This is a genomic window from Ktedonobacter sp. SOSP1-85, assembly GCF_016587415.1.
Taxonomy (GTDB): domain Bacteria; phylum Chloroflexota; class Ktedonobacteria; order Ktedonobacterales; family Ktedonobacteraceae; genus Ktedonobacter.
The window spans coordinates 3,430,430-3,450,578 of the sequence record NZ_BNJI01000001.1; the positions used below are offsets into that span (position 1 = coordinate 3,430,430).

Annotated in this window: 20 protein-coding genes and 2 pseudogenes; 9 read left to right on the forward strand and 13 right to left on the reverse strand. The window is 55.0% G+C overall.

Features of this window, described 5'->3' with window-relative positions; all coding sequences use genetic code 11:
• From KTE_RS14310 to KTE_RS14330, 5 genes are all read right to left on the reverse strand, one after another.
• Positions 1 to 810: an ABC transporter permease gene (locus tag KTE_RS14310; protein WP_201381934.1), complete on the reverse strand. Its 810-nt coding sequence runs from the start codon at positions 808 to 810 to the stop codon at positions 1 to 3.
• A 4-nt stretch (positions 811 to 814) separates the two neighbouring features.
• Positions 815 to 1,675 carry an ABC-2 family transporter protein gene (locus KTE_RS14315; RefSeq protein WP_201381936.1) on the reverse strand — a complete coding sequence of 287 codons (861 nt, stop codon included), beginning with the start codon at positions 1,673 to 1,675 and terminating at the stop codon, positions 815 to 817.
• Complete coding sequence (locus KTE_RS14320; protein ID WP_201381939.1) at positions 1,662 to 2,792, reverse strand: ATP-binding cassette domain-containing protein; 1,131 nt, start codon at positions 2,790 to 2,792, stop codon at positions 1,662 to 1,664. Before KTE_RS14320 ends, KTE_RS14315 begins: the two co-directional genes overlap by 14 nt.
• A gap of 457 nt (positions 2,793 to 3,249) precedes the next feature.
• Positions 3,250 to 3,753: an HIT domain-containing protein gene (locus KTE_RS14325; protein ID WP_201381941.1), complete on the reverse strand. Its 504-nt coding sequence runs from the start codon at positions 3,751 to 3,753 to the stop codon at positions 3,250 to 3,252.
• Between the two features lie 163 nt (positions 3,754 to 3,916).
• Positions 3,917 to 4,330: a helix-turn-helix domain-containing protein gene (locus tag KTE_RS14330; RefSeq protein ID WP_201381943.1), complete on the reverse strand. Its 414-nt coding sequence runs from the start codon at positions 4,328 to 4,330 to the stop codon at positions 3,917 to 3,919.
• A gap of 261 nt (positions 4,331 to 4,591) precedes the next feature.
• Here KTE_RS14330 and KTE_RS14335 point away from each other — a divergent pair.
• The 3 genes and pseudogenes from KTE_RS14335 to KTE_RS49560 all read left to right on the forward strand — a co-directional run.
• A pseudogene (locus tag KTE_RS14335) lies at positions 4,592 to 5,016 on the forward strand (ABC transporter ATP-binding protein); the annotation flags it as partial.
• Entirely contained in the window at positions 5,017 to 5,613 is a 597-nt protein-coding gene (locus tag KTE_RS14340) for a hypothetical protein (RefSeq protein ID WP_201381947.1), read from the forward strand.
• Positions 5,523 to 5,714: a TOBE domain-containing protein gene (locus KTE_RS49560; protein WP_201381949.1), complete on the forward strand. Its 192-nt coding sequence runs from the start codon at positions 5,523 to 5,525 to the stop codon at positions 5,712 to 5,714. The genes KTE_RS14340 and KTE_RS49560 overlap by 91 nt, the downstream gene beginning before the upstream one ends.
• Before the next feature lie 72 nt (positions 5,715 to 5,786).
• Here the strand turns inward: KTE_RS49560 and KTE_RS14350 are convergent, their stop codons facing one another.
• Positions 5,787 to 6,284, reverse strand: a complete 498-nt coding sequence (locus tag KTE_RS14350) for a hypothetical protein (protein WP_201381951.1) — start codon at positions 6,282 to 6,284, stop codon at positions 5,787 to 5,789.
• 402 nt (positions 6,285 to 6,686) lie between these two features.
• Between KTE_RS14350 and KTE_RS14355 the strand changes: the two genes are divergently transcribed.
• A complete protein-coding gene (locus KTE_RS14355; protein WP_201381953.1) occupies positions 6,687 to 7,751 on the forward strand; it encodes an ROK family protein in 1,065 nt (354 codons plus the stop codon).
• 118 nt (positions 7,752 to 7,869) lie between these two features.
• A complete protein-coding gene (locus KTE_RS14360; RefSeq protein ID WP_201381955.1) occupies positions 7,870 to 9,045 on the forward strand; it encodes a protein kinase in 1,176 nt (391 codons plus the stop codon).
• Positions 9,046 to 9,100: 55 nt separating this feature from the next.
• Here KTE_RS14360 and KTE_RS49565 read toward each other — a convergent pair.
• A pseudogene (locus tag KTE_RS49565) lies at positions 9,101 to 9,978 on the reverse strand (isoaspartyl peptidase/L-asparaginase family protein).
• Between the two features lie 814 nt (positions 9,979 to 10,792).
• Positions 10,793 to 11,356 carry a PadR family transcriptional regulator gene (locus tag KTE_RS14370; protein WP_201381957.1) on the reverse strand — a complete coding sequence of 188 codons (564 nt, stop codon included), beginning with the start codon at positions 11,354 to 11,356 and terminating at the stop codon, positions 10,793 to 10,795.
• A gap of 212 nt (positions 11,357 to 11,568) precedes the next feature.
• Here KTE_RS14370 and KTE_RS14375 point away from each other — a divergent pair, with 212 nt between their 5' ends.
• Positions 11,569 to 12,420 (forward strand): methyltransferase domain-containing protein, encoded by an 852-nt coding sequence (locus tag KTE_RS14375; RefSeq protein ID WP_201381959.1) that lies wholly within the window; start codon positions 11,569 to 11,571, stop codon positions 12,418 to 12,420.
• 58 nt (positions 12,421 to 12,478) lie between these two features.
• Here the strand turns inward: KTE_RS14375 and KTE_RS14380 are convergent, their stop codons facing one another.
• The 4 genes from KTE_RS14380 to KTE_RS14395 all read right to left on the reverse strand — a co-directional run bounded on the left by KTE_RS14380 (position 12,479) and on the right by KTE_RS14395 (position 16,956).
• A complete protein-coding gene (locus KTE_RS14380) occupies positions 12,479 to 13,684 on the reverse strand; it encodes a pyridoxal phosphate-dependent aminotransferase (protein ID WP_201381961.1) in 1,206 nt (401 codons plus the stop codon).
• A gap of 108 nt (positions 13,685 to 13,792) precedes the next feature.
• Positions 13,793 to 14,962: a M20 family metallopeptidase gene (locus KTE_RS14385; protein WP_201381963.1), complete on the reverse strand. Its 1,170-nt coding sequence runs from the start codon at positions 14,960 to 14,962 to the stop codon at positions 13,793 to 13,795.
• Positions 14,959 to 16,143, reverse strand: coding sequence for a CaiB/BaiF CoA-transferase family protein (locus KTE_RS14390; RefSeq protein ID WP_201381965.1), 1,185 nt, complete (start codon positions 16,141 to 16,143; stop codon positions 14,959 to 14,961). Before KTE_RS14390 ends, KTE_RS14385 begins: the two co-directional genes overlap by 4 nt.
• A gap of 144 nt (positions 16,144 to 16,287) precedes the next feature.
• Positions 16,288 to 16,956: a hypothetical protein gene (locus tag KTE_RS14395; RefSeq protein WP_201381967.1), complete on the reverse strand. Its 669-nt coding sequence runs from the start codon at positions 16,954 to 16,956 to the stop codon at positions 16,288 to 16,290.
• 320 nt (positions 16,957 to 17,276) lie between these two features.
• Between KTE_RS14395 and KTE_RS14400 the strand changes: the two genes are divergently transcribed.
• Positions 17,277 to 17,768 (forward strand): hypothetical protein, encoded by a 492-nt coding sequence (locus tag KTE_RS14400; protein WP_201381969.1) that lies wholly within the window; start codon positions 17,277 to 17,279, stop codon positions 17,766 to 17,768.
• A 134-nt stretch (positions 17,769 to 17,902) separates the two neighbouring features.
• Here the strand turns inward: KTE_RS14400 and KTE_RS14405 are convergent, their stop codons facing one another.
• The gene (locus tag KTE_RS14405) at positions 17,903 to 19,090 is read right to left on the reverse strand and encodes a carboxylate-amine ligase (protein WP_201381971.1); all 1,188 of its coding nucleotides are present in this window, start codon (positions 19,088 to 19,090) and stop codon (positions 17,903 to 17,905) included.
• 189 nt (positions 19,091 to 19,279) lie between these two features.
• Here KTE_RS14405 and KTE_RS14410 point away from each other — a divergent pair, with 189 nt between their 5' ends.
• Complete coding sequence (locus KTE_RS14410) at positions 19,280 to 19,558, forward strand: Lrp/AsnC family transcriptional regulator (RefSeq protein ID WP_201370023.1); 279 nt, start codon at positions 19,280 to 19,282, stop codon at positions 19,556 to 19,558.
• 17 nt (positions 19,559 to 19,575) lie between these two features.
• On the forward strand, positions 19,576 to 20,139 hold the full coding sequence (locus tag KTE_RS14415) for a GNAT family N-acetyltransferase (protein WP_201381973.1): 564 nt from the start codon (positions 19,576 to 19,578) through the stop codon (positions 20,137 to 20,139).
• Positions 20,140 to 20,149 lie beyond the last annotated feature (10 nt).

The following is a 20,149-nucleotide window of genomic DNA, read 5'->3' on the forward strand; positions in this document are numbered from 1 at the left end:
CTACATTTGTGAACCCATCAAATTTCCACTTTCATAGCGGCGTAAGCCAGCTTCGAACAGGCCAGCGGCAGCCAGGATGAATATGGCTACTGCACTGATAAGGATGCCCAATAGTGACCATGAAAAATGACGAAGGAGCTGTAATGGCACAAACGAGATAAAACCAGCAGGCAGAACGGTGAAGAGCAGCACACGCACAAATCCGTTGAAGATATCCATCGGGTATGTGCTGAATGAGATCAGAGCGCCAAACAATTGTTGAGCCATCCCTTCAGTGTTGCCGAGAAAAAATGCAAGCGAGTTAAGCAACACCATAAAGGCGGTATAAATGAGTGAGACCAGCAATACCAGGAGGATAAAGAGTCCGATATGACCTATGTCTGGTCGCACTAAGAGCAGGTAGGCGCCAATGGCAAAGATGATATCTCCCCATGCAGTCGGGTCAGTCGCGGCAATACATACATGGATCAGTGCATAGCGAGGCATCCCCAGGTACGCATCCAGACCTCCATTCATCACCAGAGCCGAAATCTGGCGGGCATTGCCAAATATGGCGACACTGATGCCAAATCCACAGGCCGAGACGGCCCATAAAATGACAATATCGCTCCCTTGCCACCCATTTACGAGAGGAAATTGTTGGAAGTAGTTCCACCAGAAGAAGAGCCAGAGCGAGTCGTTTGCGAGCATAGCAACGACCTGTACAATAAAGGCGGAACGATATTCTAGCGCCGCTTGTGTATTCGCGATGGTATAGGCATAAATCAAGCTTACCTCGGAAACGCAACGTTTAAGCCAGCTCATAGCCATGTTTCTACCCTCCATTGATGTTGACGCGACGCACCGCAGCATGATAAATGCTCAGCATAATAATTATTCCCACCCCCAGTGTCGCGAATTGTTGCACGAGCAGGCTTGTAAAGCGAGCTGTTTCAAAATGTACCAGGGTGCGCGATGGCCCATAGAGAATGGTGCTAAATGGTAAAACCTGGGCGATACTGCGCAATGGCTGGGGAAAGATTTCAAGCGGTGCCAGTACGCCTCCCAGTACTAGAGTGAGCCGACTCAAAATGAGTGAAAACGATTGTGTTTCCTCGCTCCAGAATGCCATTAAACCAATGCTAAAGTGCATAACGAAGTCAATGCTGAGCGCGAGGAAGGCGACAAGCGGCCAGGCCAGCACTCCTTGCCAGGTGAAATGGGGAGGACCAGCCATAATAAAAGCCAGCACCGTCCCTATCAGCGCATTCATCAGCAGACGAACCAGGCGCTCTCCCAGGTAGTGAGCATAATTGTAAAGCACGTAATTGCTGGGACGTCCCAGCAGATAGGCCAGTTGTCCAGAACGGACCTCTTGATCAATACGCCTTGTTAAGGCAGGTAAACTCAGGGCAATGGCCTCACCCGCGACGAGATACCATATCATATCCGCGATACTAAAACCGCTCAGGACACTGGTTCCACGCAGGGCAAAGGTCGTTTTCCAGAGTTGGGTGAGAACGAAGACCAGTACGACCAGCAATAATGCGCGAAAGAAGACCTCCATGATGTATGCCAGGTTATTTAAGATACTCACTCGTAAGACGGCCAGGTATTTGAGGGTAGAGAGGCGACCTCGCCTCTGGATGCGCTCAACGATTCCCTTTGCTGACTCCCTCTCGCTATACATCTTCATGGAGTAGTTCCCTTTCCGCTCCTGCTTGCTGCTGTACGACCTCTTCAACCTGGGTATGAGTGGTATTGCTTGTTTTCTCCCTCTGTTCCCCATAGATCGAGGTGATAATTTTCTCCATCGGCGGGTCCGAAATGGTCATATCCAGAATATGTTGTTGCTGCATAATGCTTGCAATGACTGGCTCTAGTGGGCAGCGAGCAGTATCGACCTCAAGCGTGAGACTATGCCCTTGCGCCTTTAAAACCTGAATGCCTTCCTGGGCGAGTGCGGGCGTAGCTAACTTCATTTGCAACCGGGTTTGAGGATCATGATCACTAGCGATCAGACTCTCAACATTCTCAGCCAGTTGCAGCTCAATGGTCTTCGCCTTCAGGTAATCGCGCTTCAGAATCGCCACCGACTCATCCAGAATGATCTCCCCATGATTGATGACCACAGCCCGGCGGCAGACCTGTTCGACATCGCCAGCGTCATGTGAGGTGAGAAACACGGTCACGCCTTCCTCCACATTCAGCAGACCTATGAGGTCTCGAATGCGCTGCTTGGCAATGACATCCAGGCCAATCGTTGGCTCATCCAGAAAGACGATACGTGGCTTATGCAGAAAGGCTGCCGCCAATTCACAACGCATGCGCTCACCTAGACTCAATTTCCGTGCTGGCGTGTGAATATAGTCAGCAATGTCAAAGATCTCAATCAGAAAGTCTCGTCGCTTGCGGTACTCATCCATATCCAACTCATAGATGCGTGCCAGAAGATTGAAGGTGTCTTGTGGTGGAAGGTGATACCACAACTGTGATTTCTGCCCAAATACACTGGAGATGTGGTAAGCCAGTTGTCTCCGCTGTTGCCAGGGGGTGAACCCAAGCACCTGTGCCTTGCCTGCCGTAGGGTGGAGAATACCGGTCAGCATCTTAATGGTCGTGCTTTTACCTGCTCCATTGGGACCAATAAAGGCCAGCACTTCACCCGCTTCAAGGGCAAAGCTAATATGCTTCACGGCCTCACGTGTCCGATAACGCGGCGCCACAAACGATTGGAGGCTCTGAGCAAGACCCGAAGCCCGCTCCCGACTCCTGAAGGTCTTGGCTAATTGTTCCACTTCGACGATTGGCATACATACCCCTCCTTTGCCTGAGAAAAGTAGATCCAGAGTAAAAAAAGAGAGAGGCGCAGGTGTGTCGCCTGCGCCTCTCTCTTTATCTCATTCTGTCTATTGACAGCTACATTGTAACGGTAAGCCTACTGATGGAGAATGAGCTAGAGGACAACGACACCTTACCCGAGGATATTCCACGTGGGAATAACATTGGGTAGTGGAGGCAAGCATGGTAGTGGTAAACCATATGTTCTTCGCCTGCATGGTGGTTATCGTAGCCCTTTCAGTCTCAAATGATAATTACAGGAAGCAACTTCACGATGAAGAAGTTGCTTCTATAAACGCGCGTATAACATAGAGAAATTGTACAGGTAAAATACGCGTCTTGTCAAATAGGAGGGCCGACGCTGCTAAAGCACGCGTCTACATATGATGTGCATATGTAGACGCGTGCTTTAGCAGCGTCGGATCGTATTTATTCCTGACCATTCTGGACTTTGGCCAGGGCCTCTTTGAGCTGCTGGTAGACGGTATCGATGTGTTCAGGCATGACTTTGATATCGGCCAGGACGGGCATAAAGTTGGTGTCGCCGTTCCAGCGCGGAACGACATGGAAGTGAATATGTTCCGCGAAGCCCGCGCCCGCGACCTTCCCCTGATTAAATCCCATATTAAAGCCATCGGGATTCATGGCCAGGCGTAGGGCCTTGATGGCGAGTTGAGCCAGGGCCATCATCTCGGCTAGCGTCGCGGCATCAAGCTCCTCTAGTGAGCCGATATGCTGGTAGGGTGCGACCATCAGGTGTCCATTGCTATAGGGATAGAGATTGAGCATTACAAAGCAGTGCTCGCCGCGCTGGAGGATATGATATTCCTCGTCGCGCCCTTCGGCTGGCTGGGTACAGAAGATACAGCCGGGCTTGGGTGGAGTTTTGGGTTGAATAAAGGCCATGCGCCATGGCGCCCATAAATTTTCCATAGACATCCATCCTCTACAGTGTGTAAGTTGAAAATTTTTGTTCTCGTGAAGAGCAGCTCTTAGAGAGAGTATCACATCACAGCGAAGCCTGCTATGTCTGGGAGTGGATGCTGTAGGTGTTGGAGAGGGGAAAGAAACGTGCCGCGAAAACACGTTTTCGCGGCTACATTTGTGTGGACTCTTCTGGTTGTTCTTCCAGGGCGGGGCAGCCTTCGGCTTCTGTACGCAGTGGAATCCAGTCTTCGGCCCATAGATGGATCGCATCAACGACCGGTTTAAGGGCGTGCCCTTTCTCCGTGAGCTGGTACTCGACGCGCACAGGAATTTGTGGGTAGACAACGCGTTTAACGATGCCCTCGCTCTCCAATTCGCGTAAGCGGTCACTCAATACGCGGTCAGAGAGTCCTTCGACGACCGTGGTCAGCTCACCAAAGCGACACGGGCCATTAAGGAGCGTGTTCAATAAGAGACCTGTCCAGCGTTTGCCAAGTATCTGAACCGCGTGCTCATAGCGAGGACACATGCGCGCTGGTGAGTCTTGCGCCGATGTTGTTGAGGTTGTAGGCTTTGTAGCCATGGATTCACCTACCTGCCATTTCACAGGTACCTTGATTGTACCAATAGGGATAAAAAGCGCCTGTTTAGAATTACTTGTAAGTATACCATGTTTTATTCTCTAAGGCAAGGATGGATACAGCTAAAAAGTAAGTGGAAAGCTTTTTTCTGCCCTCATACTTTTGTTATATAGTGGTCGCTTCCCTGAGTGCAGCAGGCGCGAAGGTTCTCCTATAAGGCCAGCTCGTGAGCCTGGTAGGGGGATTTGTGCTACACTAGCGGTATGCTGGATGTCTCCCTTTCAACACAACTGGATACCTTTACGCTGGATGTAAGCTTCGCCGTGCCGCAGGGAACAACGACGGTGCTGCTTGGAGAGAGTGGCGCGGGGAAAAGCACCGTTCTGCGTTTACTGGCGGGCCTCTTGCAGCCTCAGGCAGGCCATATCATCCTCGATAAGCAGGTTTACTACGATAGCAAGCGCGGATTGGCGTTACCGCCCCAGGCACGCCCCTTTGGCTATGTCTTCCAGGAGTATATGCTCTTTCCGCACCTGACGGTCTTTGAGAACATTGCCTTTGGTTTACGAGCGCAGGCAGAGGCGCGCTCGCGCATACGCTTGCGGGTTGCTGAGGCGCTGGCACAGGTACACCTGGAGGGCTACGCCCAGCGTTATCCTGCCCAGCTCTCGGGGGACAGCAGCAGCGCGTGGCGCTGGCACGCGCCCTGGTTCTACAGCCACAGCTACTGCTATTGGACGAGCCGCTCTCTGCCCTGGATGTACAGACGAGGCGCGAGGTACGCCAGGAACTACGCCGTATCTTGACTGAGGCGGGTATTACGACGGTCTTTGTGACGCACCAGTATGTGGATGCGCTGGTCTTTGGTCAGCATATCCTGGTGCTGGACCAGGGGCAGGTCTTGCAGCAGGGCTCGCAGCTTGACCTGGCGCAGCAGCCGCGCTCAGCCTATGTGGCCGAGCTGGTCGGAATGAACTTTCTACGTGGTCGCCTGCTGCGTACCGAGGACGACGGCTCTTGTGTGGTGCGTATCGCGCAATCTCAGCCAGCATTGGATCTGACGGTCATGTTTGAGGAGCGCCAGGGAGTGCCCCCGAGCGGGAGTGAGATTTATGTCGTGGTGGAGCCGCGTGACATCACGCTGCACCCTGCCCCCCCGAGAGTTCGGCGCGCAATAGTTGCAAGGGGCGTATTGTGCAACTGCTCCATCTGCTCTCGCCTTCTGAGGGGCGCGTCCGTGTCAGTATGGCCGTCGACGGTGTGGCGTCCGCGCCCATCCCTCTAACTGCTGAGATCACGGCCTCCTCCGCCGCGCGCCTGAACCTGCACGAGGGCCAGGAGATTTACGCCTCCTTCAAAGCCTCCGCCGCCCACGCATATATGTAAGTTTTGGCTATGTATGATGAGGGCTGTCAGCCGCAGGCTGACAGCCCTCATCATACATAGCCAAAACATTAACTACTCATGAACAGTCTCGCTCTCCCACTGGCAGGTATCGGGATGATTCTGCTTGAGGGCCTCGGCCAGGCCATCGAGGTCGGTAACGTCGTCGCGATAGACCGCCCAGGCCTTGGCCTTCATGCCAGGCTCTGTCACCTTGCGGTAGGCGATGACGCTGATGCGCTTGCCGTTGGGAAAAAACTCCTCTTTGATTTTAGTCAGGTTCTCCCAGGGAATGACAACGTCCTCACCACTTTTATTGCGTCTGACCAGGGCATTTGGCTCGAGCGAGATGGTAAAGGGGATGGGGGCAACGATGCGCAGATAGATCGCGAAGCCCAGGATAAACAGGATGGCGATAATGGTGCTGGCCAGTACCGACGCGCCCTGATGAATAGCAATCCAGAGCACTAAAGCTGTAATAGCAATAATGCCTATAACGGTCACAACGAGCTTAAAGCGGCTCAGGCCGGGTCCTATAAAGACCTGCTTGGAGGAGGCAGGAGATGATGCCATGGAAAACTGCTCCCATAAATTTATAAATATAGGCGGACGTATGTTAACGCAGTATAGTAGTAACAGGTATTGTAACAATAGGGCGAAAACAATGCAACATGCCAAAACTGGGACAGGCATCCTAGCACCTTTGCGTTGCCCGACCAGTATGATATACTGAACACGTTGTCCCGGTAGGGTAGTATGCCTTGTTGCCCGGTAGCACCTGTATTAATCAGTCACAAGGGGCCTTAGAGAAGACCGCTCTGCGTCGCTTACTGCTTATCCGAACACCCTGAGCGCGCTTGTCCCCGAATAGGGGGAGCGCTAGTCGCGAGAGCGACGTTGGGTTTCGGAATAAGATCTTTCTCGGGAAAATCGTTAGGCGCGTGGGCGAAGGGTCGCGTGAAAGGGAGAACCGCCGTGTCTATACAGCACTCTTCCGATATGCCAACTGGATCTTTTTCCACAGGGCTGGTACATCCACAGCGCGTTACAGACAAACTGCTTGCCACTCACGGCTATGTCGTAGGCATTGAGATTAGCAGTAGTGGTCTGCGCCAATCGGTAGCATTAGCCAATTTGGATGGAGACATTCTCTTCCGTATCAGCCGCCCACTGGAGGTCGTTCCTGATAGTGCGACTGTCTTGCAGCAACTGGAGGCGATGCTGGCCGAGGTCACCTCGCCTGAGCGCCTTGTGGACGGACGCATCTTACGTGTAGGGATTGCGGTCGGAGGGTTGGTAGATGCTTCGCGTGGCATGGTGCGAAGGCTGTATCACGCTCATGGATGGAACGATTTTCCGCTTCAGGATTATTTCACTGAGCGCTTTGATGCTCCTTGTATTATTGATAATAACGCAAATGCCGCGGCCCTGGCTGAGTATCATCGTGGGGCTGGTATTGGCGAGCGTGTGATACTCTATGTTGGCCTGGGGCGAGGTATCGGCGGGGGACTGATCATTAACGGGAAAATTTATCACGGGGTGAACTCGATGGCCGGAGAGATTGGCCATATGCTGGTGAAAGAGCAGGGCCCCCGTTGCTCCTGTGGTGGTTATGGGCATCTTGAAGCCATCGCGTCGGCGCGAGCGATTATCAGTACCACGCTTGGCCTCTCGGTTGAGGTGACAGAGACGCATGCCGCGATTATGCGCCTCACACATGACCAGGCGGAGCGCCTGACAGTTGCCCAGGTCTTTCAACTGGCCGATGAGGGCGACCAGGTTGCACAGCGCGTCGTATCGGATGCGCATACTTCACTTGGCATCGCACTTGCTAATATCGTGCATCTAGTCAATCCGAGTATGATTATCCTGGGAGGATCGGTCGCCCAGGCTGGCGATCTCCTCGTGAAACCCGTGGAGCAGCAGATACACCAGTTGTGTCTGCCCGAGGTGTGCCAGGATCTAAAGGTCGTGCAAGGGCATCTAGGAGTGGATGCCAGCCTGGTTGGAGCCGTCACACTGGCTCTCCAGGATTTATGACATGTACTTCTGATCCGAAAACCCTGAGCGCGCTTGCCATGCCACCGCTTGCCCCCGAATGGGGGAAGCGCTAGGCACGCCAGTGATGTTGGGTTTCGGAATAAGATCGTAAGGAATAATGCAGAATCTCGAGGGGCTTATGGTAGAAACAGGTCGAGTCATACAAAGGCGCTACCTGCTGCAACGTCTGGTGAAGCAGGGCCAGGTCTGTGCTGTTTATCAAGGATTCGACCAGGTATTGCAGCGTGTGGTTGCAGTCAAGGTTGCTCCCGCTGAACAGATCCCCGCATATCGGGCCTCGCTCCGACTGACATCTCAGTTCTCACATCCTAATATCATTGGTGTATATGATGTGATTCCTGAAGCTGATGGCCTCTATATTGTGCAGGAATATGTAGACGGCGATGATTTTGCTACGCTGCTCCAGGCTCAGCCATCTATCTACCAAATTGCTGACCTCGGTCGCCAGATCTGCCAGGCGCTCATGTACGCCAATACTTCTTCACGCAAAGTCTGTCATGGAGATCTGACACCCGCCACTATTTTACGTGATCGTCGTGGCAGTGTGCGCTTAAGCAATTTTGCCTCTCCTCCTGACATGGCTTACTTTAATGCCTGGAGCATTGTAGGGGCCGATGGAGTTGCCCTGCTCGATGCCGAGACCCCCTGGGGACAGATGAGCGAGAATCGGCTTGCGGATGACACACGCGCGGTCGGTATCCTGCTTTACCAGTTGCTCTCGGGTCGACCTCAGGGCGCGACCTCCGTTGAGCCGCCCACTGATGGCCGCCTGCGTTTCCACCGCAATGTGCCGCCTGAGGTCTGCGATGTGATTGCCCGGGCGCTCATTCGCCAGCATCCTCAAAATATCGTGACCCCAGATGCCCTCTATAGCGAACTCAAAGCGATTGCCGATGCCCTGGAACCCTATGAACCCGTGTCCACCTTCAAGTCAGAGGATGTCTTAAAGCCACACCAGGTCTTGCCTACTGGCACTGGCAAGCTAAGCTCAGCCTCTGCTGGGGTCCGCCAGGAGCGCTCACAGCCAGGCTTGCTCTCCAACTATCGCTCTGAGCCTGGCTCCCTGGCTGTTTCGGATGCCCCCCCGGCTGCTGCCGCCCTGGCAGATCCCCAGTTCGCCCAGTCTCCCATGACGGACCAGGCGCTTCCCTATCCCGAAGCCCAACAGGCTCCCAACCGCGTGAATATGCCAGTCTTGATCGTCGCTGGTCTGCTGCTATTCGCCCTATTTTTTGTCATCGGCTACTTCCTGGCCCAAATGGTATTAAAGTAAAGAAAAAGCGAGGGTGCCATCCTGCAGATGGCACCCTCGCTTTTTCTTTATGTACCTATTTGTTGTGCGCGGAGCCGTACATCATGTTTTCGCTGTTCCAGGCTTGACCAGTGTTGCCGTGTTTATCGACGACGATGACACCCCCAGTCTCTTTTGTCTGAGTTCCCAGGAAGGCAATGACCTCGTCGGCCGCTTCCTGGGCCGTCTTGCCTGTGCCAACGGCGTCCGCGATACGTTTGGCGATCATCAGGCGCGTGAAGTCTTCTCCATAGCCTGTGCAGGAGATGGCTGCGTTTGTGTCCGCGTAGAAGCCGCAGCCGACCAGGGGCGAGTCTCCAACACGCCCGGGATGCTTGTTGATGATGCCACCTGTGGAGGTCGCGGCCGCGAGATGCCCATGGCTGTCGACGGCGACGGCCCCCACTGTTCCATGCTTTTTCTCCTCGAAGAGATCTTCGGCCTCGGTCGTATGCTGGGCCTGGGCCTGGGCGCGCTTCCAGTTGTTGTACTGGCGCTCGGTGAGCAGGTCCTCAAGCTGACAGAACGTGACGCCCTGTTCTTCGGCGAAGAGGCTGGCCCCCGGCCAATCAGCATGGCATGAGGACTCTGAAGGACCAGGCGTGCCAGGGCAATCGGGTTCTTCACCAGTTCAATGCCCGCAAGCGCGCCAACCTGAAGGGTGTGTCCCTCCATGATACCGGCATCCATCTCGATATTGCCCTCAGAGGTCAGGCAGGAGCCTGTGCCTGCGTTGAAGTTGGGATTATCTTCCATTGCGCGCACAGCGGCCTCAACGGCATCCAGGGCCGTGCCCCCTTGCTCAAGAATGCACATTCCGACCTGTGCCGCCTCGTGGCAGCCCGCCATACCGGTACCGATCCGCTCCAGACTAATGGTTCCCGCCCCACCATGAACAACAATTGCTACTGACATGCTTGCTATCTCCAATATGTACGGATAGGTAGGGACTTACGTCCTTTCCCCCCGTCCAAACGCAGCAGGCGAGTTTCCCCGCACTGCGCTTTCCAGTACTCGACATGACCTATTCGGCCCTTGCGTATGAGGTGGTGGATTTGGGTTGCCCCCGTGAAGAGCACCAGTTTGAGCACAGCACAACCTGTTGCATGGCATCCCCCACTCTGCTGGAGAACATGATGCCACTACTCCAACCGTCATCTGCTTTCCTCACTGCATCCATTCTTCCTCTCGTCAAGCGTCTTTCCCTGGCGGACCTTCACCATGTCCTCGCCATTACAGCGTGGCGTTCGGTTACTATGCCGCCTCCGCCCTCTCTGCCGCACGCTAGCATTCTCGCGTCTCTGTCGAGTAAAGCGGTTTGAGAGTTCCCCCATTCCAAGTAAAGAAGTTCTAGTGACCCTTAGCTCGCCTCCTATACGCCGGGCGGACTTCGGAGCAATTCCAGCCATAATTTACACATAGCCGGACAGCCGCCATCCCATTTTGGGTCGGGTGTGTCAGCCATTTCACCCGTCTTATCTAACGACGCTTCGGACGAAGGTTTCTCTCGTCGGCATAGGTCACAGGGTTCGGTCTTGGGTCCTTTCGGCTAGGATCACAAGCTCCTTTGTCAGCGGGCTTCACACCTAAAGCCTTGCTGAGGCTTTACGCATGCCGCTCAACCCTTATGCCATTACTCAAGCATATCTCTTTTGAGAAACTCCTTTACCCGTGAAAGGGCGCACGTAAATAAGATAATTAGACGCTCATCCATTTTATCACGAAGCTATCAAGAGCTTGGGCGGCTCTCATCCCGCAACTCTGCGGTCAATTCCGTGAGCCAGGCCAGAAGCGAGCGTGTCTGATAGATACGGCTGCGTAGTACTACATGGGCTAAGAAGTGTTCTGGGTCCTGCCTATCATCGATGCTGGCCTGCTGGCGCAGCTCCAGGTGCTGAAGGAAGCGCTCACAGGCCTCGGCCTGGCGCTGTACGAGCGCGATGGTCTGCTCGGACGCGTATGGCCGCAGAAAATAGAGTTTGATCAAAAAGTGGATGCGAATATCGCGCGGCTTCTCCACTGGCTCTAGCAGCCAGGTATGAAAGAGCGCTCTCCCCTCCTCGCGTAAGTGATAGACCTTGCGTGGCGGACGGCTTCCCTGCTCTTTTACGGTGGCCTCGATATATCCCAGGCGCTCCAGTTTCTTGAGAAAGGCGTATAGTTGGCTCATCTCAAGATGAATTATCTCGCCCAGCGTGCCTCGCTCAAATTCCTGGAACATTTCATAACCGTGCATTGGTCGCGCTTGTAAAAGCCCCAGCAGCGCGTATTCCGCCGGCTCACTGATCTGCATGCGTCTCATCCTCCCTCCAACAAGAAATAGCTAAGCTTGCCGCCCATTATAACATTATCATGCACATTATCCTTCCTTCGCGCCTGCGGTGAGCTTGTGAGCTGAGACGTTAGGGATGGTTGTTGCGCCAAGGTAGCAAATATGCTACATTTTCAGTGCTCTATGAGCGGCAATATGCCATTTAATTATATTTTTGGGAGCATCTTTGTATCATGTCTCAGCCACCGATTGTGCTGGCCTTTATGCAGGCTAGGGAGCTACGCACGGCCTATAAAAGCGGTCAGGAGCAGACAAGCATTTCGCCTGACCTGGGCCTCTCGCATGTGACAGTTGAACTGTCAGATAGCGGGGTAGTCTTTCCTGGCGGAGTCCATCTACGCTGGACTCAGGTAGAGAAGATTGCCGCCTCTGAGGTGAACTGCTTTGTGGTGGAAGAGAATGAGATCCGCTCCATCCAGTATTTCTCTGAGGATACTAACCGCATGTGTAGCCTGATGCCCACGCGTGGCGCGCCTACCATGCTAATTGCTGGCTTTACCATGCACCGCATTGTGGATATCGATCCCATGGAGGATACGCGCAAGAAGATGGCCACGTTGATGCCTGTGGTGGGACGCGTGCTGGATACGGCGACTGGTCTGGGTTATACGGCGATTGCCGCCGCCAAAAGCGCCGAGCAGGTGACGACAATTGAGTTTGATCCCGGTGCGCAGCATATCGCGCGCCAGAATCCCTGGTCCCACGAGCTCTTTGATAATCCGAAGATTCGCCAGGTGATGGGGGATGCCTACGAGGTCGTGCCGACCTTTGACGATAACAGCTTTGACCGCATCGTCCATGATCCCCCCGTCTTTAGCCTCGCGGGCCAGCTCTACTCAGCAGTCTTCTACCGCGAGCTTTACCGCGTGCTGAGAAAAGGTGGGCGGCTCTTCCACTACATAGGCAACCTGGAGAGCAAGTCGAGCGGGACGGTGGCGAAGGGCGCGTTTAAGCGCCTGCAAGAGGCCGGTTTTAAGCGCGTCATCAAGCGCCCTGAAGCCTTCGGCATCCTGGCGTATAAGTAAGAAGAGACAATCCGGAGATGGCGGACGCCATCTCCGGATTGTCTCTTCTTACTTATATTTATTTGTCGGCGAATTCGCAGATGGCGCGCACGCCGTACTCCACGTCCTCGTCGGAGGCGGCAAGCGAGATGCGTACAAACTCGGCTGAGGTGGCGCCGAAGCTGTTGCCGGGCGCGATCATGACGTTATATTCGCGCAGGAGGTCAAGGGCGAACTGGTTGTCCCGGCGCGAGACCCGACCCGCCCGGTCGCGGACGTCGATCAGGGCGTAGAAGGCGCCATGGGGTGTATAGATGTAGCGATCATATTCTTTGAGTAGCCGCGTCGCCAGGTTGCGCCTGCGGCGATAGGCCTCGCGCATGGTGGTAACACAGTCCTGAGGGCCGGTGAGCGCCGCTGCCGCGGCCCGCTGCCCGATCAGGCTCACGTTGGTGTGGCTACCGGCCAGGACCTCTGTGATGGACTTGATTAAGGACTTGCTAGCCACAGCATAGCCCACGCGCCAGCCCGTCATGGCATAGGTCTTGGAGAAGGTATAGACCCCGATAAAGTGCCCCTGTTCTAGCTCTTCTGCACTCAGCAGTGTAGCGGGACTGACGTGCTCGCCCTCAAAGACGATCTGGTCATAGCATTCGTCCGAGAGGAGATAGAGATCATGGCGCAAGGCGAAGGCCAGCAGGTCAGCGATCAGCTCGCGGGGGAAGACCGCGCCTGTGGGGTTGCCCGGCGTATTGATGAGTAGCATGCGCGTGCGCGGTGTGACCAGTTGCTCCAGCTCGGCGACTGAGGGCAGCCATTCGTTGGCGGGATCGAGCCGGTAGGGAACGGCGGTCGCGCCACAGGCCAGTAGCTGCGTGTAGTAGACTGGCCAGCAGGGATCAGGAATGAGCACCTCGTCGCCAGGTCCCACGGTGGCGTGAAAGATAGATTGCAGGGCGTTGGTGCCCCCCATCGTGGTGACCACGTTCTCGACGCCGACATGATAGCCATTGACGCGCCTGATCTTCTCCGCCAGCAGCTCGCGGAACCAGGGCCAGCCTGGTGGTGGGCCGTAGGGAATGGTTTCGCGTTCGAGTGCTTCAATGGCGGCCTTGCGGATGTGCGTGGGCGTGAGGAAGTCTGGCTCCCCCATCTGGAGAGGGCGCGGAGGCGGAAGGACCTCTCCACGCTCCTGGGCCTCGCGTTGTAGCTGGCGCGCATAGGCGCTTACCGCGCCGAAGCCGCCTGCTGGCTGGTTATAAATACTCTCTTTGCCAATTTTCATGCGTGGTGCCTCTCGAAAACCTGAGCGCGCAAGCGCTAGCCGCGAGAGCGGGCGCTGCGCCCCCGAGTGGGGTTGGTTTTTGTCTAAGGATATGTTCCTGAATGCTTCCTATCTACAAATGCGCTCTATCAGCCCGCTGAGCAGGGCGATACGCTCTGGTAGATACTCAAGTTCGACATACTCGTCCGGGTTATGCGCCAGGCCGCCACCTGCTCCCAGGCCATCGAGCGTGGGAACGCCTACGGGCGAGGTGTTGTTGGCGTCTGAGGCCCCGCCGCTGGCGACGTCATGGATCGCTATGCCCAGTTCTGCCCCCGCCTCCTGTGTCATACGGATCAGGGATGCGTTGACCTCTGAATGCTCAAAGGGGAGGCTGCGCATCGAGCCGCTTACCTGAGCCTGCGTCTCGGGAATATGCTGCTGGCGTACGGCGCGCTGCATGGCTTCTTCGATTTCGTGAATACCCCGCATGTTGCTGGCGCGTACGTCCATATCACAGTAGGCATAGTCTGGAATGACGTTCTTGCGGTCGCCACCCTGGATGCTGGTCACGTTGACTGAGACGCCAGGGAAGCTCTCATGGAGTGCCTGCATGGCCAGGACCTGGTGCGAGAGCTCGATGATGGCGTTGCGGCCCTTCTCTGGCTCAACGCCTGCGTGGGCTGAACGCCCCCAGACCTCGACACGATACAGCCCCGAGCTTTTGCGTGCCGAAACCACTGTCTCCAGGGTACGACCAGGCTCCAGTACCAGGGCTGCATCCGACTTTCTTGCCCACTCTGTAATCAGCTCCTTGCTGGCAGGCGAGCCAATCTCCTCGTCGCTATTAAAGACAAAGGTGATGCTCTGATATGAATTCCAGTCCTGCTGGAGCAGCATGTCCACGCTATACATGCCCATAAGCAAGCCAACCTTCATGTCCAGCACGCCAGGTCCCTTGGCGATCTCTCGGCCATCTAGCATGGTTTGGGTATAGGGCCGCTTCTCGGCCTCGCCATCGGGAAAGACCGTATCCATATGCCCGATCAGGAGCACGCGCGCCCCCTGGGGATTGCCTCCCTTGCGGATCGCGATCAGGTGGTCTCCATACTCCTGCTGGGAATCAAATGAGGTGGAGAAGCCCAGGTCTGTGAAGCGCTTTTGTAGGTATGCGCCGACCTGATCTACGCCTGCTTTGTTATATGTCCCTGAATCGATATTGACGATGGCTTCCAGGTCTTTCAGCAGCTCGGGAAGTAGTTGCCGTGCCTGGTCAATGCGTGGGTGGTGCTCCGTCATGCGATGACTCCTTCTTCGCGTAAACGTTCTATCTCTTCGTTACTATAGCCGGCCTCGCGCAAAATCACGCCGGTATGTTCGCCCAGTGTGGGCGGCGCGTAGCGCTGCTCAATCTGAACGCCCGAGAGGCGCGGGAAACTGAGCAGAGACTGGAAGCGTGTCCCGCCCTCGCCATGTTGTAAGGTGACGCCCCTGGCCTGTATGTGGGGATCCTGCATGGCCTCCTCTGGCGTGTAGACTGGCCCAACGCAGGCATCGATGTCGGCGAATTCCGCCAGCCACTCGTCACGCGTCTTTGTCTTAAAGATGTTTGTGAGTATCTCAACGGCCTGGTCGCGCTCCCCACGTCCAACGGGCGAGCGAAACGGCAGGAGTTCGAGGCGCCCTATTCTGGTGCAGAAGGCGTGCCAGAACTTGGGTTCCAGGGCCGCCAGAGTAATATGCTTGCCATCCTGCGTCTCGTAGATATTGTAGCAGGGAAGTCCACCATCGAGTGAGGAATGACCAGGTATCGGCACCTTGCCCATATTTAAATACGCCGTCATCGCCAGGGGCATGAGTGACATCACGCCCTCAGTCATGGCCACGTCGACAAAGCGGCCCTCGCCGCTGCTGGCGCGCCCCACCAGGGCGGTAAGAATACCCATGACCGCCATAAGGCCCCCGCCTGCCAGGTCACCCATTTGCGTCGGAGGCATAAGCGGGCGCCCCGACTCATCACGTTGGTAGTGGAGTAGCCCGGCATAGCCTACATAGTTGAGGTCGTGGCCCGCGCGCTGCTGATAGGGACCATCCTGTCCATACCCACTGACCGCGCAGTAGATCAGGCCCGGTTGCTCCTGTTTCAGCCGCTCATAGCCCAGGCCCAGGCGCTCCATGACGCCTGGCCGAAAGCTTTCTAGCAGCACATCCGCCTCTTTGATCAGGCGTAGGAAGAGGTTTTTCCCCTGCTCACTCTTCAGGTTAAGGGCGATGCTCCGCTTGTTGCGGTTGACCGCCATGAAATAGAGGCCCATGTTGCCAGGTCCATAGGGTGGCAGCGTGCGTGAGTAGTCGCCGCTCTCGGGATCTTCGACCTTGATCACATCGGCACCAAAGTCCGCCAGGATCTGGGAGGCATAGGCGCCCGGGAGGAGGCGAGACAGGTCCAGGACGCGTATCGATTGTAGAGGCAAGCCCATGATTCTCTCTCCTTTTTCTCTGCTCTCAGTATACCTCAGCTCCGTTTACTCGCTCGCCTAAGTTGTAGCGTCCTAGGTAATGGGTGTGGTGCATGCTGGTGGCCTGCAGGCCACCAGCATGCACCACACCCATTACCTAGGCATTTATGCCGAGGCTGTGTTGCTCTCCTGGAGGCGAAACTGCGGGTTATAGTGTTTATCACAGCTGCTACAAGAGACCGGGCGGCTGTAGCGGCGGGTACGCGGATACTGCTTGCCACAACTGGGACATTCATAGATGTAGCGGATGGGGCGGCGTGCGCGGCGCATCTCTTCGCGGCGTTTGCTCTCTTCAAAGAGGAGCGCGCGTAACTCTTCCAACCCATAACCAGTCACAGCCGCCTCGTCGGCGGCGATTGAGTCATAGCCGTGGTGCCGGTGTTTGCGGGGCGTGCCATTGACACGATCCGCCAGGTGGATGAGCTCATGGGCGACCGTGACCTCGATTGATTTGGGTTGCAGATCTGGCTCAATAAAGATCAGGTGCCAGTACTCCTTGCGTAAAGCCTGCGCCATAGTGACATAGCAATAGCAGCCCAGTGTCATGAGGTTGAGGCGTTTCCCCGTCCAGCGCATAAACTCCTGCCGGTCCTGGGTAATAGCCAGGTGAGCCAGTTCGTGTTCGGGAAGTTGGAGCTTCTGCCAGTAGTGCTTGAGCCAGTGCTGTAAGGTCGTTCGATCTCCATAAATGCAGGGGGCACCCATCAATGTGGGGGGAACAGGAGCCATGCTTCGTCGCGTCCGCGTGTTTTTGCTCTTCTTTGTCGTGGTCATATATCCTCAGATGGTCTAGAGCCGCGTTACTTACTGCCTGCTCAAGGTAATTTCGGGTTACACCAGAGTCTCCCATCCATACCGGGTATTGAGTTTTTCGTCTATAGAGATGAGAGTAGTGATAGAGAAGAATTCTTCTTTTCGCCTATTTTTGCGGAAGTACTGTTCAATCCTTTTGAGTATACCAGTCATAATCTGCCATCGCAACTATTTTCTCTGTTTTCCCCTGCTTGACACCGCTCCTTATCAGTCGTAAGATATTGATTACATATTTTCATGGAACGTATACGTAAATCTCCGTATTGCTAAGGAGCCGTTCTATGGCATTGCAGATCTCTATTAAAACGCACCAATCATTGCAGCAGCTTGCAACGGAGATACGTGCGCTTCTTAATTTACCCCCCTTTACCGATAAATCTTTCGCGGGCTCACCCTATTGTCAGTTTGAGACGCTGGGTATGTTTGTGCTTGTGCAATGCACTGAAGAGGAGGAGCGGGATCCTGAAGTTATAGAGTATCCTTATTGCTTTAATATTCAATTCTCGTTCAACGAACATACACTGGATACAGATGAAATGGAGTATAACTTGCAACCATACTATGCGCAGTTGCTGGCATTTCATCTCAACGTCGTGACCGCTTGCTATGAGAAGAAGCAAGTGGGGCGGCATTGGCAGGTGCGCTATCGCTATTTCCATAAAAATCCTACCTGGGATGGTTCGATCCTTTATGGTGAAATAGGCTGGGAACCAGCCGTCATTGCCTCACCACCTACTCCCTGGCGCACGATGATGCCCTCTGCCTTCTCATAGTAGGGTCCATGCTGGCATGATCCTCTACGAAAGGCGCTAAAGCTGGTCCCTACCGACTTGGTATGTCATTTCGCTCAATGAGTGACCCTCCAAGCGCGGCAACGTGTCTGGACAAAAATTTTCAGCAAAATCAGTTACATTGGATTGGATTCGGCTCCGCCACTCAGGCCTGGATTGATATACTGATATATAGATGGGTCTATGGGTGACCTCAGAGTGCCTTCTGCCGTCTCCTGCACGATATAATCCACGACATCGCGCAGTTCCTGGCGCTGGCGATAGATCCGTCTCTGCCTCATTGCACCATTGCCCTCACGCAACGTTTTCTGGATCAGCGTCGAAACCTCTTGCCAGTCGTCAGAGGCCTCCAGCGATGGGCGCAGGAAGGTCAGGAAGCGCTCAATCATGACTGGCGCGGGCACGGTCTCTTGCATGTGCACATCTAGCAGGTCACCCTCCAGGCCGTAGCGCGCGGCGCGCCAGTGGGCCATGCGTAAGAGCTCCATACGGATTGGCTCCGCTTGCTGGCCCTGGATCACCTGCTCGTGACAGGCGCGAATCAGGGCGCGTATGAGGGCGGTGGCCATGACCGCTTCATCAATAGTCAGACAGACGTCCGCGATGCGCACCTCAACGGTAGGATAGCGTTCAGAGAGGCGAATATCCCAATAAATCTTGGTTGGATCATCGATACTGCGCGTCTTGACCAGGAGTTGGAGCAGATTATCATAATCTCGCAGCGAGGAGAAATGCTGTGGCAGGCCCGACTGTGGCCAGCGCCCCCAGTGGGGGATGCGATAGCTGGCATAGCCTGTATCCAGGCCGCACCAGAAGGGCGAGTTCGCGGTAAGCGCGATCAGCGGTGAAAGCCAGGTCCGAGCCTGGTTCATGATTTGGAGTCCAAGCTCGCGTTGACTGATGCCGACATGCACATGGCAGCCAAAGATGGCCTGTTCGCGTGCCAGCTGTTGGTAATCGCGTTCAAGAGCCAGGTAGCGAGCACGAGGCGTGAAGGGTTGCTCTTGCCAGAGGGAGAACGGGTGCGTCCCCGAAGAGGCAATGCGTTTATGAAAGACGTGGGCTGCGTCTATGACCGCGCTACGCAAACGCGTAAGCTGATTTCTGACTTCGGCCAGGCTCGCGCATACGGGAGTTGCGACCTCGACCTGTGACAGCTGAATTTCGAGTTGTACATCCTTGCCCAGTGTTTTTTGCGCTTCCTGCACAACTTCTTCCGCTATCGAATCCAGTTCTCGACTGGTCGGGTCGACAATTTGATACTCCTCCTCAACCCCCAGCGAGAATACTTCGGTAGTGGACATGGGTTTGTCTCCTTATGTGAAGGATGAAGTACGTTTCATTTTGGGGGATAGTGTTGTATTGAGTGGGGGTTGCGCTTTGCTCGTCCCCATTCAATACAACACCACCTTTCTCTTGTCGGTTTCTGGTGTTGCATGATAGAGTAGAAATACTACATACAAACTTTGAAGAAAGGGCAAGGTCGAGACTCTATGCTATCCGCGATAGTGTTAATCAATGTAGCGCGTGGGCAGGTCAATGAGACCGCGCAACGACTGTTAGAGATTAACGGCGTCTCTGATGTGTACTCTGTTACTGGCGAATATGACCTGGTCGCGTTGGTGCGTGTGACGCAGTACGATGATCTGTCAACGGTGGTGACGACGCATATGCAGAAGATCTCCTCCATCGAAAAGACCCATACGCTGATGGCCTTTAAGTGCTTTTCGCGCGCAGACCTGCAACAGGCCTGGGATATTGGTATCGAGTAAGGATAAGGGATCGTTGCATGCTTCTCTCTACCGCTCGTCTCCAACTGCGTGAATTCGAGGAGGACGATTGGCAGGCCGTACAGGCCTATCAGAACGATCTACTCTATCTGCGCTATACTCCCTGGACGTACCGCACAGAAGGGGATGCGCGCGATTTTGTGCAGATGTTTATTAACTGGCGTGAAGAGCGCCCTCGCTACCGCTACCAGTTCGCTGTGGTCTTGCCAGAGAGCAGTACACTGATCGGTAATGGCGGTATTCGCTCAACGCATGCGCAACCCTGGGAGGCCCATATCGGCTATGAATTGGCCTCCACACACTGGGGCCATGGCTATGCTACCGAGGTTGCGCACGCGTTGCTCGACTTCGGTTTCAACGAGTTACGCCTGCATCGTATCTACGCGCAATGCGTCGTCGAAAACACTGCTTCAGCGCATGTCCTGGAAAAGATAGGCATGCGCCTGGAGGGGCACTTGCGCGAAAATGGCTGGATGCAAGAACGCTGGTGGGACACCCTCGTCTATGGCATTCTCGCCAGCGAATGGCGTGCTCAGCAAGCAAATGACTCTCTTTCCGTATAAGCGGCACCGG

Coding starts and splice junctions, on each gene's coding strand:
- KTE_RS14310 (WP_201381934.1), bottom strand. CDS start 810: ATGGCTATGAGCTGGCTTAAACGTTGCGTTTCCGAGGTAAGCTTGATT.
- KTE_RS14315 (WP_201381936.1), bottom strand. CDS start 1,675: ATGAAGATGTATAGCGAGAGGGAGTCAGCAAAGGGAATCGTTGAGCGC.
- KTE_RS14320 (WP_201381939.1), bottom strand. CDS start 2,792: ATGCCAATCGTCGAAGTGGAACAATTAGCCAAGACCTTCAGGAGTCGG.
- KTE_RS14325 (WP_201381941.1), bottom strand. CDS start 3,753: ATGGAAAATTTATGGGCGCCATGGCGCATGGCCTTTATTCAACCCAAA.
- KTE_RS14330 (WP_201381943.1), bottom strand. CDS start 4,330: ATGGCTACAAAGCCTACAACCTCAACAACATCGGCGCAAGACTCACCA.
- KTE_RS14350 (WP_201381951.1), bottom strand. CDS start 6,284: ATGGCATCATCTCCTGCCTCCTCCAAGCAGGTCTTTATAGGACCCGGC.
- KTE_RS14360 (WP_201381955.1), top strand. CDS start 7,870: ATGCAGAATCTCGAGGGGCTTATGGTAGAAACAGGTCGAGTCATACAA.
- KTE_RS14370 (WP_201381957.1), bottom strand. CDS start 11,356: ATGCAGATCAGTGAGCCGGCGGAATACGCGCTGCTGGGGCTTTTACAA.
- KTE_RS14375 (WP_201381959.1), top strand. CDS start 11,569: ATGTCTCAGCCACCGATTGTGCTGGCCTTTATGCAGGCTAGGGAGCTA.
- KTE_RS14380 (WP_201381961.1), bottom strand. CDS start 13,684: ATGAAAATTGGCAAAGAGAGTATTTATAACCAGCCAGCAGGCGGCTTC.
- KTE_RS14385 (WP_201381963.1), bottom strand. CDS start 14,962: ATGACGGAGCACCACCCACGCATTGACCAGGCACGGCAACTACTTCCC.
- KTE_RS14390 (WP_201381965.1), bottom strand. CDS start 16,143: ATGGGCTTGCCTCTACAATCGATACGCGTCCTGGACCTGTCTCGCCTC.
- KTE_RS14395 (WP_201381967.1), bottom strand. CDS start 16,956: ATGACCACGACAAAGAAGAGCAAAAACACGCGGACGCGACGAAGCATG.
- KTE_RS14400 (WP_201381969.1), top strand. CDS start 17,277: ATGGCATTGCAGATCTCTATTAAAACGCACCAATCATTGCAGCAGCTT.
- KTE_RS14405 (WP_201381971.1), bottom strand. CDS start 19,090: ATGTCCACTACCGAAGTATTCTCGCTGGGGGTTGAGGAGGAGTATCAA.
- KTE_RS14410 (WP_201370023.1), top strand. CDS start 19,280: ATGCTATCCGCGATAGTGTTAATCAATGTAGCGCGTGGGCAGGTCAAT.
- KTE_RS14415 (WP_201381973.1), top strand. CDS start 19,576: ATGCTTCTCTCTACCGCTCGTCTCCAACTGCGTGAATTCGAGGAGGAC.